A 15,529-nucleotide genomic window follows, 5' to 3' on the forward strand; every position below is an offset into this window, starting at 1 on the left:
GGGGTGACCATGCTGGAACTGAAACAAAGCTGGCCGGACGGCCTTGCGGCAAAGTACCGGGCTGCCGGCTATTGGCGCGGCGAAACCATGTTCGGCTTTCTGCGTGACCGCGCCGTTCGAGCGCCCGACAACATCGCGGTGGTCGGCGGCCCAATCCGCTGGACCTACGGCGAGCTCGTCAAACGGGCCGAGGCCCATGCCGCCGGATTTCTCTCGCTGGGCCTCGTTCCCGGCGAGCGCGTGATCGTGCAGCTTCCGAACATTGCGGAGTTCCTCTCGGTCGTCTTCGGGCTGTTTCGCGCAGGCCTCGTCCCGGTCTTTGCGCTGCCCGCGCATCGGGCGACCGAAATAGCCCATTTCGCGCTGAAAGCCGAAGCGAGCGCCTATGTCATCGCCGAAAGGCATGAGGACTTCGACTACAGGATCCTGGCGCGCGAGATCCGCTCGATCGCACCCGCGCTTCGCCATGTCGTGGTGATCGGCGAGGCGCAGGAGTTTACACCGCTCGACGGGTTGCCGACCGAAGGCGTGCCGCTCCCACCTGATCCGCCTTCCTCCGACGTCGCCTTCCTGCAGATCTCCGGCGGCAGCACGGGACTGTCGAAGCTCATTCCTCGCACCCATGACGACTATATCTACAGCTTTCGCGCGAGCGCCGAAATCTGTGGACTCGGCGAGTCCAGCGTCTATATGGCGGCCTTGCCGGTCGCCCATAATTTTCCGATGAGCTCGCCGGGCATTTTCGGAGCACTCCATGCCGGGAGCCGGATCATCCTTTGCCCGTCGCCGAGCCCAGAGAAGGCATTCACGCTGATCGAAAAGGAACGGGTGATAATCACCGGCGTCGTTCCACCGCTGGCGCTCCTGTGGATGCAGGCCGCGGCGACGACCGGTCACGACATTTCGAGCCTTGAGGTACTGCAGGTGGGCGGCGCCAAATTCGCCCCTGAAGCCGCCGCCCGCGTCCGCGCCACGCTCGGCTGCACGTTGCAGCAGGTTTTCGGCATGGCCGAGGGCCTCGTCAACTATACCCGGCTAGACGATCCGGAAGAGGTCATCGTCCAGACACAGGGACGGGCGATCAGCCCGGACGACGAGATCCTGATCGTTGACGATCTGGGACAGCCGGTGGCGGAGGGCGAACCCGGAGTGCTGCTTACGAGAGGGCCGTATACGATCCGGGCCTATCACAATGACGCGGCGGCCAATGCACGCTCCTTCACACCCGATGGCTACTACCGGACCGGTGACATCGTGTCGAAGACCCCCGATGGCTATCTGATCGTCCGGGGCAGGGCGGGCGATCACATCAATCGCGCTGGCGAGAAAATCTCGGCCGAGGAAATCGAGGATCATCTGCTCGCCCATCCGGCGGTCTTCGACGCCGCGGTCGTCTCCATTCCCGATCCCTATCTCGGCGAGCGCAGCTGCGCCTTCGTGATCAGCAAGGGCGAGAAACCGAAAACGATTGCCTTGAAGGCCTTCGTGCGCGGTCGTGGGCTTGCCGAGTTCAAGGTGCCCGACCAGATCGTCTTCGTCGAGAAATTCGAGACGACGGCCGTCGGCAAGATCAGCCGCAAGACGCTTCGCCAAAATCTTCGCGAACAGTTTCTGAAACAGATGCCGGTGGAGGCCTGACGATGGGATTGCCGAAAATAGCCCCCTACGACCTGCCGTCCGCCGGCGAAATGCCGAAGGCCAGGGCCGACTGGACGTTCGACCCAACGCGGGCCGCACTTCTGATCCATGACATGCAGAACTATTTCATCGGTGCCTTTTCGCCGGAAAATTCCCCCATCGCTCCGGTGATCGCCAATATCGCCCGGCTGCGATCGGTCTGCGACAAGGCTGAAATTCCAGTGTTCTACACCGCGCAAACCGGCAACCAGGACCGCCGCGACCGCGGGCTCCAAGCCGATTTGTGGGGATCGGGCATGAGCGACGCGGCCGAACACCAGCCCATCACGCCTGCACTGAGCCCGCGCGATGGCGATATCGTCCTGGTCAAGCACCGCTACAGCGCCTTTCAGCTCAGCAATCTGGCGCATCTGATGCAGGTCCGCGACCGCGACCAGCTGATCGTCTGCGGCATCTATGCCCATATTGGCTGCCTGCTGACAGCCGCCGAGGCCTTCCAGCGCGACATCAAGCCTTTCCTCGTCGGCGATGCGGTGGCGGACTTTTCCCGGGAACGCCACGACCTCGCACTCAACTATGTCGCCATGACCTGCGGCATTCCCATCAGCGTTGATGCGCTGTCCGGCGCAATCGAGAGAGGAGCCCTCGCATGAAGCGTCCGTTTACCCGCGAGCAGATGCGGCTCGATATCGCGGCGATGATCTATGCCGATCCAGACGAGATCGGTGCCGACGATAACCTGATGGATCTGGGTCTCGATTCCATGCGCGCCATGAACCTCGTTCTCCTCTGGCAGGAGCGCGGCATCACTCTCGACTTTTCCGAACTGGCGGAATGCCCGACACTCGCCGGCTGGTGGGCGGTCGCGCAGCGCCGGATTCCCGTTGCGCTGGAGGCCTGACCATGCCGGCATTCGCACCCAACGACCGCCGCTCCCAGGAAACCGGACGCACATTTCCCTTGACGGATGCCCAGGCGGGCCTCTGGTTCGCGCAGTCCATCGATCCGCAAAACCCGGTCTTCAATACCGGGCAATATGTGGACATCAACGGACCTCTAAATGTTGCCGCCTTCGAGGAGGCGGTCCGGCAGGTGGCAATGGAGGCAGACAGCCTCGCCGTCCGGATTCTCGGGCAGGATCGGCAGGTCGTCAACGAGCGCAACCGACCTTTCCTCACGATCGAAGACGTTTCGGGCCGCAAAAATCCGCGCGAAGCCGCGCTGGACGTGATCCGCACCGATATGGGCCGCGCCGTTGACATGACGGCGGAACCGCTTGCCCGCCAACATCTCTTCCGTCTCGCAGATGAGAGCTTCCTCTGGTACCAGCGCCTGCACCATGTGATCACCGACGGTTTTGCCACAGGTCTCGTCACCCAGCGCATTGCCCAGTTCTACAATGCCGCGCTGTCGGGCGGCACTGCCGGCCATCCGCTGACGGACATGGAAATCGCCGTGCGCGACGACCTCGGCTACCGCCAGTCTTGCCGCTTCCGGGAGGACCGCGACTATTGGCTGGACGCCATGCGCGACCTTCCCGACGTGGTCGGCATGAAACCGGGCCTCGCGCGCAGCGGCGTGAGCTATCAGCACGTCGAGCGCATGCTCGATGCTACTTTCTGCGCGGGTCTTGTCGCGCTTGCAAAGGCGACACAGCTTTCCTGGCCGGACATCCTGACCGCACTTGCCGGGGTCTATTTCGCCCGCCATGTAGGGGGCAGTGAGGTCGTCATCGGCGTTCCCTTCATGGGGCGGTTCGGCGCAAGCGTTGCCCGGGTGCCGACCATGGTCATGAACGTTCTGCCGCTTCGGCTCGCCGTTGACGAGGAGGAGGAACTGGTCACCTGGCTTCGCCGGTCGGCCGGCCGCATCGTCAGGGATCGCCGCCATGGACGCTATCGCAGCGAGCAGGTCCGCCGGGATTGCGGGCTTCTGGGCGGCCACAGGCGGCTTTCCGGACCGCTCGTCAATGTCCTGCCTTTCGACGCCTTACCGTCGCTTGCCGGCGTTCAGACGCATCTCACAATCCTCGGAACCGGTCCCGTGGACGATATCACTTTCAGCTTTCGCGGCGATCTGGGCGCGGGAAACCTGCGTCTGGAAGTGGACACCAATCCCGGCCTCTACGACGAAACGGAAACCGCTGCCCACGGCGTGCGGCTGGCCGCCTTCTTGTCCGCAGCCGTTTCAGGCGCACTTGCGGGCAGGCGGCTGTGCGACATTCCGACGGTCACCGGCGAAGAGAGCCGCTGGCTGATCGAGACTCTTAACGATACGGCCCATCCGGTTCCGGAAAAAACGCTCGCCGTACTGATCGAGGAGCGTTTGTCGGCCTTTGCCGCGAGCGAGGCCGTGCGCTTCGAGGGGCGGTCGCTCACCTATGGGGATCTCGATCAACGAAGTGCGGCGCTGGCGGAAGCCCTTCTCGAACACGGCGCGGGACCGGGCGCCATCGTCGCGGTGACGCTGCCGCGCTCGCTCGATCTCATCGTCGCACTGATCGCGATATTGCGGGCGGGAGCGGCCTATATGCCGCTCGATCCGGCCCATCCTCCGGAGCGGCTGAACAAAATCATGAACTCCGCGGGTCCGGTGGCGTTGCTGCGGGCCGAAGATGGTGGCGATTTCGCCGGCATTCCCTCCCTGCCACCGTCGCTTTGGCCGGATGAGCCGCGCGGCCTGGCGATCCCGGGTCCGTCCGGCGCAGACCCCGCTTATGTGATCTATACCTCCGGCTCCACCGGTGAGCCGAAGGGGGTCGTGGTCGGGCACGACGCCATCGTTAACCGCCTGGAATGGATGCGGCTGCACTACGGCTTCACGGCTGAAGACGTCATTCTGCAGAAGACGCCGATGACCTTCGACGTTTCCGTCTGGGAGTTCTTTCTCGCCTTCCTGTGCGGCGGGCTGCTTGTCGTCGCACCGCCGGAAGCGCACAGGGACCCGGTCGCCATGGCCCGCATCATCCGAGACAACGGCGTCACGACGGCGCATTTCGTGCCGTCCATGCTGTCAGCCTTCCTTGCGGAACCAAAATCGCGCGGACTGTCGCTGAGCCGGGTGTTCTGCAGCGGCGAGGAACTGACCGCGGACCTCCGCGACCGTTTTCATGACCGGATCGAGGCCGAGCTGCACAATCTCTATGGACCGACGGAAGCTGCCGTCGATGTCAGCTACTGGCCGGCGGATCGCAAGGACGCATCCCGTCCGGTGCCGATCGGCTTTCCGGTCTGGAATACCCGCCTCTATGTCTTGGACGACCATCTCCGCCCCGTTCCGGCCGGAGTCGACGGGCACCTCTTCATCGCCGGCCGGCAGCTGGCGCTGGAATATCTTGGCCAGAAAGCCCTGACTGAAGATCGTTTCATTGCCGATCCCTTTCATCCAGGCGAGTGCATGTACCGCACGGGTGATCTTGCCCGGGTTCGCGACGACGGCGCCATCCTCTATCTTGGTCGTTCCGATCACCAGATCAAGCTGCGCGGTCTGCGTATAGAACTCGGCGAAATCGAAACAGCGCTGCTCTCCCATCCCGCCGTCACCCAAGCCGTGGTCATTCTGCGCGAGGACCAGCCTGGAGACAAGCGCATCGTCGCCTATGTGACGGCTGAGGCAAATGTCTTGCCTGCCGAGATTTCGGCCCACGGCGCTACCCGCCTGCCGGACTACATGGTTCCTTCGGCGATCATGGTTCTCGACGCCTTTCCCGTCAATGGTAGCGGCAAGCTGGATCGCAAGGCGCTGCCGGCTCCGGCACATGCCGGGACAAGGGGCAGGGCGCCGGAGACGGAAAGCGAAAAGCTGGTCGCCCTGCTTTTCGCGCGGGTGCTGCAATCGCCCGGGCCTTTTTCCGCCGCCGATGATTTCTTCGATCTCGGCGGGCATTCGCTGCTGGCCGTCGAATTGATGCTGCATCTGCGCGAAATCCTCGGACGCGATGCCGGCATTGGCGTCCTGTTCGAGCATTCGACGATCGGCAAGCTCGCCCACTACCTCGATCAGGGGCCGGTCTCCCCCGACACCGGGCTTCAGCCACTGGTCAAGCTGAATGCAGTGACCGCGGGCAGGGCGCCGGTCTTCATGCTGCATCCGGCGGGCGGCCTGTCCTGGTGCTACAACGGGCTTGCCCGCGCACTTGGCGCCGAAAGACCCGTCTGGGGCGTGCAAGCGCTAGCGCTCGATCCGGAAGCGGAGGCGCCGCGCAGCCTTGAGGAAATGGCGAGGGACTATGCGCGCCGCATTCGGTTTCTGGCCGGCGGCGAGACCATCCACCTCGTCGGCTGGTCTGTCGGCGGCATTCTCGCCCAGGCGGTGGCCGTTCAGTTGCGCGACATGGGCCTTGTCGTCGGCGTCGTCGCCATGCTCGATGCCTATCCTTGCGATTGCTGGCGCGATGAGCCTGATCCCGGACCGGGGGCCGAACTGAAGGCGCTGCTCGCCATCGGCGGGCACGACCCGGACCGATTGCCGGACCTGCCGCTGACCCGGCCTGCCGTCACCGCATTCCTGGCTGAAAATGGTAGTCCGCTCGCCAGGCTTCCCGCCGCCGCACTCGACGGCATGATGCGCGTTGTCGGGCTCAACAATCGCTTCGTGCGAGCCCATCACCATCGCCGCTATGAGGGTCCGCTCCTGCATTTCCGCGCGGCCGCCGACCATGGCGACGGCATTTTGACGCCGGAAAGCTGGCGGACCTATTCTGCGTCGCTGAGCATCCACGAGGTGCCCGTCCTGCATGCCCATATGACGGGGGCCGAGGCCGTCACCCATATCGCCCCGGTCCTGAAGGCGGCGATCGAAAACAAAGAAAACGGAGAGAGCGACCATGGCATTCAGCGGGCTTGAGGGCAAAACCGCCTTCGTCACCGGTGCCGGCGGCGGCATCGGCCATGCCGTGGTGAAACTGCTTCTCGACGAAGGGGTCAAGGTCGCGGCCAGCGATCTCGCCGTCGAGACGCTCGAGACGCTGGCCGGTGCGAATCTCAGGATCGACCGTCTCGATGTCAGCCGGAGCGCGGCGGTCGACCGGCTCGTCGACGATGTCGCGGGCGCCTGGGGCGGTGTGGATTTCGGCGTCAATGTCGCCGGCGTGCTCGCAACGGCCACCATCCTTGAAACCTCGGACGAGGAATGGAACAGGGTTTTCTCCGTCAATGCAGCAGGCGTCTTCCATGTCTCGCGGGCGCTCGCGCGCCACATGGCGCCCCGTCGGCAAGGCAGCATCGTGACCGTGAGTTCCAACGCTGCCGGCATCCCGCGACAGAACATGGCCGCCTATGCCGCCTCCAAGGCGGCCTCGACCATGTTCACACGCTGCCTCGGGCTGGAACTTGCCGAATACGGCATCCGCTGCAACATCGTCGCACCGGGCTCGACCTTGACGTCGATGCAGACCGGCATGTGGAGCGACGAAGCAGGAGCCGCGCGGGTGATCGAGGGGTCGCTTGCGACCTACAAGCCCGGCATCCCGCTGCGGAAACTGGCGACGCCCGAGGACGTTGCCAATTCCGTGGCTTTCCTCCTGTCCGACAGGGCAGCACATATCACCATGGCCGATCTCTATGTCGACGGCGGCGCAACGCTTCGGGGTTGAACGATGAAACAAACATGCAAGAAACAGGACGGGCCATCGACCTTTGCCGCCCGCGAGGCAAGCCGCGAGGCAATGCCGGAAACCGAGATGGACGCAATGCCTGTGACCATGCCGGGCTGTCGGCGGTTCATGCTGATGGCCGAAAGCGGCCTGCCTTATGAGATTTTCGCCTTCGTTCCCGACGCGCCGCCGCCGCCTCGAGGGTTTCCGGCCATCTATGTCCTGGATGCCAATTCGGATTTCATCACCGTCGCCGAGACCGTGCGGCGGGTTTCGCGCCGTCCGAAGGCGACCGGCATCGATCCTGCCGTGGTGATCGGCATCGGCTATCCGAAGACGGGCGACTACAATGCCGATCGCAGGCACTATGACTTCACCCGCGGACCGGCGGATGCCGGCGTCTTCCCCGACCGGGACGGCACAGACTGCGGGGGCCAGGCGGCCTATATCCGCTTTCTCACCCATCGGCTTCTGCCCCATGTCGCGACGCATTTCCCGATCGACGATGCCCGGCGGACCCTTCTCGGCCATTCGCTGGCGGGCTATTTTGCGCTCGACCTTCTGGCGCAGCACCCCGGCATGTTTGCCGGCTATATCGCCTTCAGCCCGTCGATCTGGTGGGACAGGCCGGTGCTCTCGGCGTCCCTGCGCGAAGCCGGGCCGACCTTTGCCGGCACGGTGCACGTCTATGCCGCGGTCGGGGGATGGGAGCAGGATCTTGCACCTTGGCAGTCGAAGGAACAGTTCGGTCCGCGCTATCATCAGGTCCGGCAAGCGCGGCGGATGATCGACAACGTCCGGGAATTGATGCTCGAACTGAACCACGCCTTCGGTTCTTGCGCCGCAGTGAAGTTCGAGGTCCGCGACGACGAGGATCACGCCACCGTCGTCACGTCCGCGCTCTGCCGGGCCTTGAGATACGTCACCGGCAGAGCGTAGGGATCGGGTTTCGTCTCACCGTCGCCTCCGTCGGCGCAACACGGTCCGGGATATCGACCTCCCAGATTTCGCATCAGTTCCAATCCACGCTAAGCGGCCCGGTTCGTTCAGAAATCCGCCACCTTGCCCCAGGCCGCGGTTTTGAAGCGGTTCGGGTGATAGGGGCGGGGATCGACCAGAGGCTCCGCGCCGGTGATGATATCGGCAATCAGGTGTCCGGCACCGGGGCCGATGCCGAAGCCGTGGCCGCTGAAACCAGCGGCGAGGATGAAACCGGGGACAGAAGCGATTTCGCCGATGCCGGGCACGCCGTCGGGCGTGCTGTCAATATATCCCGCCCAGGCCGCGGTGATGCTTGTCTTGGTGAGCGAGGGCAAGAGCGCGCAGGCGCGGCGATGAGTGAGCTCAATGGTGCTGCGATCGGGCGTCGGGTCGAGAATACGCATCCGTTCCATCGGGGTCGGAGCATCCAGCCGCCAGCGGGCCAGCGTCTCGTGGCCTGAGCGCCAGCCTTCGGCGCCACCCGGCGCCAGGCTGCGCCACCGGCGCAGGAACATCGGCACGAACTGGTCTGCAAAACGCAACTGCTGCGGCGTGGGATCGACGCGCCCGCGCCCGCTGATCGCCAGAGTGTAGCCGTTGTCGCTCCGCCGCGTGATCGAAACGTCAGCCGTGTGGAGCGCATCGGGGAGATCATCCGCCCCGGCCGAGACCGACAGGATCGACGAGCGGATGGATGCCTGCGGAAAGCGGATGCCGATCTGACGGCAGAAGGATGACGCCCAGGCGCCGCCCGCCATGACGGCGACGGGCGTGCGGATGGTTCCCCTTTCGGTCACCACCGCGCTCAGTCGTCCGGCCGTAGTCTCGATACCGCGTGCGGCGCAATTCTGATGCACGCTGCTGCCGAGTTTCACGATTGCTTTGGCGACGGCAGGTGCCGCACGCGAGGGATCGGCGGTGCCGTCCGACGGGGAGAAGACCCCGCCCTTCCAAATCCGGCCACTTGCCCTGCCGCGTTCGGTCGCCTTCGTGCTGTCGAGCATATGCGTTGTCACGCCGGCGGTTCCGGCAAAGTCGCGCCAGCGGGCCCAGCCCTCAAGTTCGGCATCGTCGTTGCTGAGGTAGAGCAGTCCGCAGCGCCGGAACCCCGTGTCCTCGCCGGTTTCGGCCGCAAAACGCTCCCACAGGTCGAGGCTCTTTGTCGCCATCGGCAGTTCCCGCGCATCCCGGTTCTGCTGACGACACCAGCCCCAGTTTCGGCTCGACTGCTCGGCGCCGATCAGACCTTTCTCCAGAAGCGCGACTTTCAGACCCCGGCGCACAAGATAGTAGGCCGCGAAGACGCCGACGATGCCGCCGCCGATGATCACCGCGTCGGCGCTTTCAGGCAGGGTTTGATTCGTTTCGATCTTTTGAAGGGGCACACGCATTGCAGATCTCCAGCTCAAGCCGTCAATCTACCCGCGCCCGGACGAAGGCGTAGCTGGAGTTCATGGATGTCCAGCATTTTCTACTGTCTTGCGCGGCGCGGCAACCTTTTATGCTACCCAATAGGAATGCATAGATAATGACAGTGATGCCCCATGTGCTATGGTCGGGTTGGGATGGATGCAGCATTTTCTGCTGCATCCATCCGTCGATGACACCAACACGGCAGGTCTCACATGAAACTGGATCGGATCGACATCAAGATCCTCTACGAGCTGCAGAAGAACGGCCGCATCACCAATGTCGAGCTTGCCGAACTGGTCAATCTTTCGCCGAGCCCTTGTCTGATGCGGGTGAAGAAGCTGCAGGCCGAAGGCTATATTGTCGGCTATTCGGCCCAGGTCAATGTCGGCAAGCTCGGCCAGACCCTGACGGTTTTCACCGAGGTCACCCTCAAGAATCACCGGCAGATCGACTTCGCCCGCTTCCTGGCCGCGGTCGAGAAGGTCGACCAGGTGATCGAATGCCATCTGGTTTCCGGCGGCTACGACTATATGCTGAAATTCGTGACGGCCGGGATCGGCGAGTACCAGACCATCATGGAACGGCTGACGGACATGGATATCGGCATCGACAAGTATTTCAGCTTCGTGGTGCTGAAGTCGCCGATCGTCAAGGCCCACATGCCGTTGACCAGTCTCTTTCCCCTCTGAAGAAGAGACGACCGCCTCTCAGCGCCGGCAATAGGCGCGGACCAACTCCGGGTCCTGCTCAAGTCCGTCGAGCCAGTTCGGATCGAGCTTCGGCACGGAGGAGAAGAGCAGTTGCGAATAGGGATGCTTCGGCTTTTTTCCTGCGTTGGATGGCGTGATCTGCTCGACCTTTTCGCCCGCATACATCACGACGATCTCGTCGCAGATGGCCTCCACCACCGAAAGGTCGTGGCTGATGAAGATGTAGGACAAGCCGAGTTCGCGCTGCAGTTCCTTCAGCAGTTCGATCACAGCGGCTGCGACGACGGTGTCGAGGGCCGAGGTGATTTCATCACAGAGGATCAGCTTCGGGTCGGCCGCAAGGGCGCGCGCGAAGTTCACGCGCTGCTTCTGACCGCCGGAAAGCTCGGCCGGACGCCGCTGGCGGACCGATGACGGCAACCGAACCATATCCAGGAGCTCGTTGATCCGCTTGTCCCGGGCCTTGCGGTCCATGCCGTGATAAAAGGCAAGCGGCCGCGCCAGAATGTCCTCGATCGACTTTGCGGGATTGAGCGCCGTATCGGCATATTGGAAGACGATCTGCATTTCGCGCAGTTGCTCGCGGGAGCGGCCGCGGACGCTTTGCGCCAGTTCCCGCCCGTCGAAGACGATCTGACCGGCAGAGGCAGGCAGAATGCCGGCGATCGCCCGGGCCAGCGTGGACTTCCCACAGCCGGATTCACCGATGATGCCGAGATTGCGGCCCCGTTCCACCTTGAGGCTGACCGATTGGACGGCACGCACCAGGGGCAGACCGTCATTCTGAATTGTACCATAGCCCGCGATAAGGTTTTCGACCGTGAGAATATGGGGCGTGTCCATGGCCGCCGCCGACTGGGCGCCTCGTGCCTTGGGCTCGAAGGCGGCAAGCAGTTCGCGCGTATAGGGATGTTGTGCATGCGACAGGATATTGTCCGTGGTTCCGGCTTCCTGAACCTCGCCGCCCTTCAGCACGATGATCCGGTCAGCGATCTGCGCGACGACGGCGAGATCGTGGGAGACATAGATGCCGGCGATACCGCCTTTGCGCATCACGGCCTTGAAGGCGCGAAGCACCTCGATCTGCGTCGTCACATCGAGCGCCGTTGTCGGTTCATCGAAGATCACCAGCTTGGGATCGCCGATCAATGCCATGGCAGCGGAAAGGCGCTGCAACTGACCGCCAGAAACCTGGTGCGGATAGCGGTCGCCGATCGTTTCGGGAGCGGGCAGGGAAAGCGCCCGGAAAAGTTCGATCGCGCGGACTCTTGCCTCGGCGACCGGCATCAGATCGTGAATGCGGGTCACTTCGATCACCTGGTCCATGATCGTGGCGGCTGGATTGAAGGCCGCGGCCGCGCTCTGCGGCACATAGGCGACTTCGGTGCCGCGAACGGCAGCCCGTTCCTTTTCCGAAAGCCTGGCCATATCCTTGCCCGCGAGCATCACGCTGCCGCCGGAAATGCGGCAGCCCGCGCGGGCATGGCCCATCAGGGTAAGGGCAATCGTCGTCTTTCCCGAGCCGCTTTCACCGATCAGCGCGACGATTTCGCCTTCCGCGACGTCGAAGCTGACACCTTTGATGATCTCAACGATACGGCCGGAATCGGTCTTCGCCTCGACCTTCAGATCACGGGTTTCAACGAGGTTGGCCATCATGCGCTCCGGTCCCGGATCTTGTAGGGCAGGTTGTCGATCAGAAGGTTCACGCTGATGGTGAGGCTTGCGATCGCAATCGAGGGAAAAATCACAGCGGGTGCGCCAAAGGGCAGGCCGCCGATATTCTCGCGGACGAGGGCACCCCAGTCGGCATAGGGCGGCTGGACGCCAAGGCCAAGAAACGACAGACCGGACAGGAGCAGCACGATGAAGACGAAACGGAGACCAAGATCGGCAAGCACCGGCCCCAGGATGTTCGGCAGGATTTCGGAGCCAACGAGGTAGAAGACGTTCTCACCACGAATCCGCGCGACGGTGATGAAATCCATGGCGTTGACGTTCACCGCAAGCGCACGGGCAAAACGATAGGCCCCGGGGATGTAGATCACCGACAGCGTAAAGATCAGAACCGGGATTGACGATCCCACGGCTGCTACGACGACAAGCCCGAACAGCTTGCTCGGGATGGAGTTCAGCGCATCGAGAAAGCGGCTGAGCACCGTATCGGTCCATCCGCCCGTCACCGCGGCGATCATGCCCAGCACGACGCCGGTAAAGCAGGCAATCGTGACGGCGGCCAGCGAGATGCCGACGGTGTAGCGCGCGCCCATCAGGATACGCGAGAAGATATCGCGCCCGAGATAGTCGGAGCCCATCCAGAACTGACCGGACATCGGACCGAAATAGTCGAAGTCGACAATTTCTCCTACCGGGTAAGGGATGAGAATGGGGGCGAAAATGGCGATGAGAGCCCACAACAGGATAACGGCAAGGCCTGTCATTCCAACCAGATTGAAGCGATAGCCGGCACGGCGTCCGATTGGCTTATGCGTGGTGTCTGTCGTCATCGGAGCCTCGGATTCGAAAGAATGGCAATAATGTCGGCAAGCGTGATCAGGACCAGATAACCGAGGCAGAAGATCATCGCGCAGCTCTGGATTAACGGCAGGTCGCGCGTGGCGACCGCATCGACCATCAACTTGGCAATCCCGGGGTAGTTGAAGATGGTCTCAACGATGATCACCCCGCCGAGCAGATAAGATAGCGAGAGGGCGACCGCATTGACGATCGGACCAAGTGCATTCGGAAGAGCGTGCTTCAGGACAATCCGGCGCCGTGACGCACCCTTCAGCAGGGCCATTTCGACGTAGGGCGTGTTCAATGTTTCGACGACGGCGGCACGTGTCATACGGATCATCTGGGCGGAAACGACGAAGGTCAGCGTGATCACCGGCATGGCATAGACCCGCAGCAAGTCGGTGAAGGAGTGCACCTCATTGGCAAAGGAGAGCGCCGGCAGCCATTTCAGGTAGACCGCGAAGAGAAGGACGGCCGAGGTTGCGACCATGAATTCGGGGACGGATATCACGCCGATCGTGAGGATGGTGACGATCCGGTCGTAGAGGGAGCCACGCATCATTGCAGCGGTAATGCCGAGCGTGAGTGCAATCGGCACCGAGAACAAGGCGGTTACTCCGGCGAGTTTCAGCGAGTTGATGAAGCGCCCGCCGATCAGTTCGGCAATCGGCATGTCGTTGGCGTAGGACGTGCCGAGATCACCCGCCAGGAGCCCGGCGAACCACCGCATGAACCGGAAAATGGCCGGCTCGTCCAGGTGCATTGCCTTGCGCAGGCCTTCGACGGCTTCCGGCGTGGCGGCCTGGCCGAGCAGGATCGTTGCCGTGTCGCCGGGCAGCATGGTCGTGGCGAAGAACACCGCAAACGATACGATGACCAAGGTAACAAGGGCAATGAGCAACCTGCTCATCACGAGGGACATAACCCTATTGCTCACGCGCGCGCTCCCTTTGGCGTTCGGCTGATGGACTATACGCGATCGGAAAGCGGACCGGGGGCGAAATCCGCCCCCGGCCATTCGCTTCGTCAGGCTTCGAGCCAGACATATTCCGCGAATGCGTAGCCCATCTGGCCGCCAAGCGGGTTAGGAGCAAGGCCTTTCAGCTTGACTGTCGTTGCGTCGACATTCGAGAGATAGGCAGGGATAGCGGTTCCCGCCTCTTCAGCGACCATGACCTGCATCTCGTTGTAGATTTCCTTGCGCTTTGCCTGATCGAGAGAGCCCCGCGCCTCGATCAGCATCTTGTCGAACTTCTCGGACTTGTACTGGCTCTCGTTCCACGGGGCGTCCGAGGTGTAGAGCAGCGAGAAGAGGATGTCCGGCGTCGGCCGAGGATTGATGTTGCCGAAATGGACCGGCGCCTTGAGCCAATAGTTGTCCCAGTAGCCGTCGGAGGGTACGCGCTGGACGTCGAACTTCATGCCGATTTCGGCGGCCGCTGCCTGAACGATCATGGCCATGTCGATCGAAGAGGTCGCAGCTTCCGAAGCGATCATGGGGATGGATTGACCGAGGACTCCCGCCTTTTCAAAATGGAACTTCGCCTTTTCGGGATCGAAGGCCTTCGGCTTCAGGTCGGCATTGTGGTAGAAATTGGCCGGAGAAACCGGCTGGTCATTGCCGATTTCCGCCAGACCGCGCAAAGCCGATTTCTGGATCTGTTCGCGGTTGATCAGATACTTCATGCCCTCGACGAAATCTTTCTTGTCGCCTGGAGCCAGATCCATCCGCATGTTGAGGTTGGTATAGTTGCCGGATGTCGTCTTTGACAGAAAGAAGCCTTCCTGGCTTTCGACCAGGCGCATCGACCGCGGGTTGATCGACGCGGCAAGATGGATATCGCCGGACAGAAGGGCGTTCACCCGTGCATTGTCGTCGCTGATCGCGAAGTATTCGAACGAGTCGACGTTCGCACCACCGGATTTCCAGTAATTCTTGTTCTTGACGCCGACCGAGCGCACACCCGGTTCGAAGACCTCGCGCACGAAGGCGCCGGTGCCGTTGGCCTTGGAGAAGTCCGTGGTGCCGTCGGCGACGATCATGAAATGGTGCATGCCGAGGACGGTCGGAAGGTCGGCGTTCGGGTTGGCGAGAGTGATCTCCACCGTTAGCTTGTCGACGGCCTTGAAGCCGGTCATCTGCGCCGCGATCTTGGCAACCTTCGAACCGACGCCCGGATCGAGATGACGCTTCAGCGAGAAGACGACGTCTTCCGCGGTGAGCGGCTTGCCGTCATGGAATGTCACGCCGCCGCGCAACTTCACGGTCCAGACCTGGGCATCCTTGCTCTCGATGGATTCTGCAAGTTCCATGCGTGGAACGCCGGTCTGATCAAGGAAGGTCAGGCGGTTGTAGAAGGCGCAGCAGCGCACGTAGTCGGTGGAAAGCGAGGCCTTGGCCGGATCCAGTGTATCGGCAGTTGAGGAAGACCAGCCCGCAGCCTTCAGCGCGCCTCCAGCAACCGGAGTGGCAGCAACCGCCCTGGTTGCCTGCCCGAGAATGAAGCCGCCAGCGGCCGTGGCGACGCCGCCAGCCAGCATCAACTGAAGAAGTTCGCGACGGGTGGCGCCACGACGGATAGCATTTTCCACCATCGTGTCGTCTGCTTTCGTCCAATTCGTGATCTTGTCGTTCATGTCATTCCCCTTTTTGTTGGATTTTCCGTGGCGCCCGCCT

Annotated in this window: 12 protein-coding genes; 7 read left to right on the forward strand and 5 right to left on the reverse strand. The window is 62.7% G+C overall.

What is annotated here, in order from left to right; translation table 11 throughout:
* Positions 1-9: 9 nt before the first annotated feature.
* The 6 genes from ACSQ3F_RS28950 to ACSQ3F_RS28975 are packed head-to-tail and all read left to right on the forward strand — an operon-like array spanning position 10 to position 8,170.
* A complete protein-coding gene (locus ACSQ3F_RS28950; protein WP_436103597.1) occupies positions 10-1,638 on the forward strand; it encodes a (2,3-dihydroxybenzoyl)adenylate synthase in 1,629 nt (542 codons plus the stop codon).
* A gap of 2 nt (positions 1,639-1,640) precedes the next feature.
* Positions 1,641-2,291, forward strand: a complete 651-nt coding sequence (locus tag ACSQ3F_RS28955; protein WP_436103598.1) for an isochorismatase family protein — start codon at positions 1,641-1,643, stop codon at positions 2,289-2,291.
* Positions 2,288-2,539, forward strand: a complete 252-nt coding sequence (locus ACSQ3F_RS28960; protein WP_436103599.1) for a phosphopantetheine-binding protein — start codon at positions 2,288-2,290, stop codon at positions 2,537-2,539. Before ACSQ3F_RS28955 ends, ACSQ3F_RS28960 begins: the two co-directional genes overlap by 4 nt.
* A gap of 2 nt (positions 2,540-2,541) precedes the next feature.
* Positions 2,542-6,483 (forward strand): amino acid adenylation domain-containing protein, encoded by a 3,942-nt coding sequence (locus ACSQ3F_RS28965; protein ID WP_436103600.1) that lies wholly within the window; start codon positions 2,542-2,544, stop codon positions 6,481-6,483.
* Positions 6,464-7,231, forward strand: a complete 768-nt coding sequence (locus ACSQ3F_RS28970) for a 2,3-dihydro-2,3-dihydroxybenzoate dehydrogenase (protein WP_436103601.1) — start codon at positions 6,464-6,466, stop codon at positions 7,229-7,231. Before ACSQ3F_RS28965 ends, ACSQ3F_RS28970 begins: the two co-directional genes overlap by 20 nt.
* 3 nt (positions 7,232-7,234) lie before the next feature.
* Positions 7,235-8,170: an alpha/beta hydrolase gene (locus ACSQ3F_RS28975; RefSeq protein ID WP_436103602.1), complete on the forward strand. Its 936-nt coding sequence runs from the start codon at positions 7,235-7,237 to the stop codon at positions 8,168-8,170.
* Between the two features lie 107 nt (positions 8,171-8,277).
* Here the strand turns inward: ACSQ3F_RS28975 and ACSQ3F_RS28980 are convergent, their stop codons facing one another.
* Entirely contained in the window at positions 8,278-9,603 is a 1,326-nt protein-coding gene (locus ACSQ3F_RS28980; protein WP_436103603.1) for an NAD(P)/FAD-dependent oxidoreductase, read from the reverse strand.
* 234 nt (positions 9,604-9,837) lie between these two features.
* Between ACSQ3F_RS28980 and ACSQ3F_RS28985 the strand changes: the two genes are divergently transcribed.
* Positions 9,838-10,314, forward strand: coding sequence for a winged helix-turn-helix transcriptional regulator (locus ACSQ3F_RS28985; RefSeq protein WP_037128921.1), 477 nt, complete (start codon positions 9,838-9,840; stop codon positions 10,312-10,314).
* 18 nt (positions 10,315-10,332) lie between these two features.
* Here ACSQ3F_RS28985 and ACSQ3F_RS28990 read toward each other — a convergent pair whose 3' ends face one another.
* The 4 genes from ACSQ3F_RS28990 to ACSQ3F_RS29005 all read right to left on the reverse strand — a co-directional run bounded on the left by ACSQ3F_RS28990 (position 10,333) and on the right by ACSQ3F_RS29005 (position 15,489).
* A complete protein-coding gene (locus ACSQ3F_RS28990; RefSeq protein WP_436103604.1) occupies positions 10,333-11,991 on the reverse strand; it encodes an ABC transporter ATP-binding protein in 1,659 nt (552 codons plus the stop codon).
* A complete protein-coding gene (locus ACSQ3F_RS28995) occupies positions 11,991-12,842 on the reverse strand; it encodes an ABC transporter permease (protein ID WP_436103605.1) in 852 nt (283 codons plus the stop codon). The genes ACSQ3F_RS28990 and ACSQ3F_RS28995 overlap by 1 nt, the downstream gene beginning before the upstream one ends.
* Positions 12,839-13,789 carry an ABC transporter permease gene (locus ACSQ3F_RS29000; protein WP_436103606.1) on the reverse strand — a complete coding sequence of 317 codons (951 nt, stop codon included), beginning with the start codon at positions 13,787-13,789 and terminating at the stop codon, positions 12,839-12,841. The genes ACSQ3F_RS28995 and ACSQ3F_RS29000 overlap by 4 nt, the downstream gene beginning before the upstream one ends.
* Before the next feature lie 89 nt (positions 13,790-13,878).
* Positions 13,879-15,489 (reverse strand): ABC transporter substrate-binding protein, encoded by a 1,611-nt coding sequence (locus tag ACSQ3F_RS29005; protein WP_436103607.1) that lies wholly within the window; start codon positions 15,487-15,489, stop codon positions 13,879-13,881.
* Positions 15,490-15,529: the final 40 nt, after the last annotated feature.

It is taken from the genome of Pararhizobium sp. LjRoot238 (genome assembly GCF_964252955.1).
In the GTDB taxonomy this organism is placed as follows: Bacteria; Pseudomonadota; Alphaproteobacteria; order Rhizobiales; family Rhizobiaceae; genus Pararhizobium.

Excerpts from the sequence above, each read along its gene's own strand:
- ACSQ3F_RS28950 (WP_436103597.1), top strand. The coding sequence starts at position 10 with ATGCTGGAACTGAAACAAAGCTGGCCGGACGGCCTTGCGGCAAAGTAC.
- ACSQ3F_RS28955 (WP_436103598.1), top strand. The coding sequence starts at position 1,641 with ATGGGATTGCCGAAAATAGCCCCCTACGACCTGCCGTCCGCCGGCGAA.
- ACSQ3F_RS28960 (WP_436103599.1), top strand. The coding sequence starts at position 2,288 with ATGAAGCGTCCGTTTACCCGCGAGCAGATGCGGCTCGATATCGCGGCG.
- ACSQ3F_RS28965 (WP_436103600.1), top strand. The coding sequence starts at position 2,542 with ATGCCGGCATTCGCACCCAACGACCGCCGCTCCCAGGAAACCGGACGC.
- ACSQ3F_RS28970 (WP_436103601.1), top strand. The coding sequence starts at position 6,464 with ATGGCATTCAGCGGGCTTGAGGGCAAAACCGCCTTCGTCACCGGTGCC.
- ACSQ3F_RS28975 (WP_436103602.1), top strand. The coding sequence starts at position 7,235 with ATGAAACAAACATGCAAGAAACAGGACGGGCCATCGACCTTTGCCGCC.
- ACSQ3F_RS28980 (WP_436103603.1), bottom strand. The coding sequence starts at position 9,603 with ATGCGTGTGCCCCTTCAAAAGATCGAAACGAATCAAACCCTGCCTGAA.
- ACSQ3F_RS28985 (WP_037128921.1), top strand. The coding sequence starts at position 9,838 with ATGAAACTGGATCGGATCGACATCAAGATCCTCTACGAGCTGCAGAAG.
- ACSQ3F_RS28990 (WP_436103604.1), bottom strand. The coding sequence starts at position 11,991 with ATGGCCAACCTCGTTGAAACCCGTGATCTGAAGGTCGAGGCGAAGACC.
- ACSQ3F_RS28995 (WP_436103605.1), bottom strand. The coding sequence starts at position 12,842 with ATGACGACAGACACCACGCATAAGCCAATCGGACGCCGTGCCGGCTAT.
- ACSQ3F_RS29005 (WP_436103607.1), bottom strand. The coding sequence starts at position 15,489 with ATGAACGACAAGATCACGAATTGGACGAAAGCAGACGACACGATGGTG.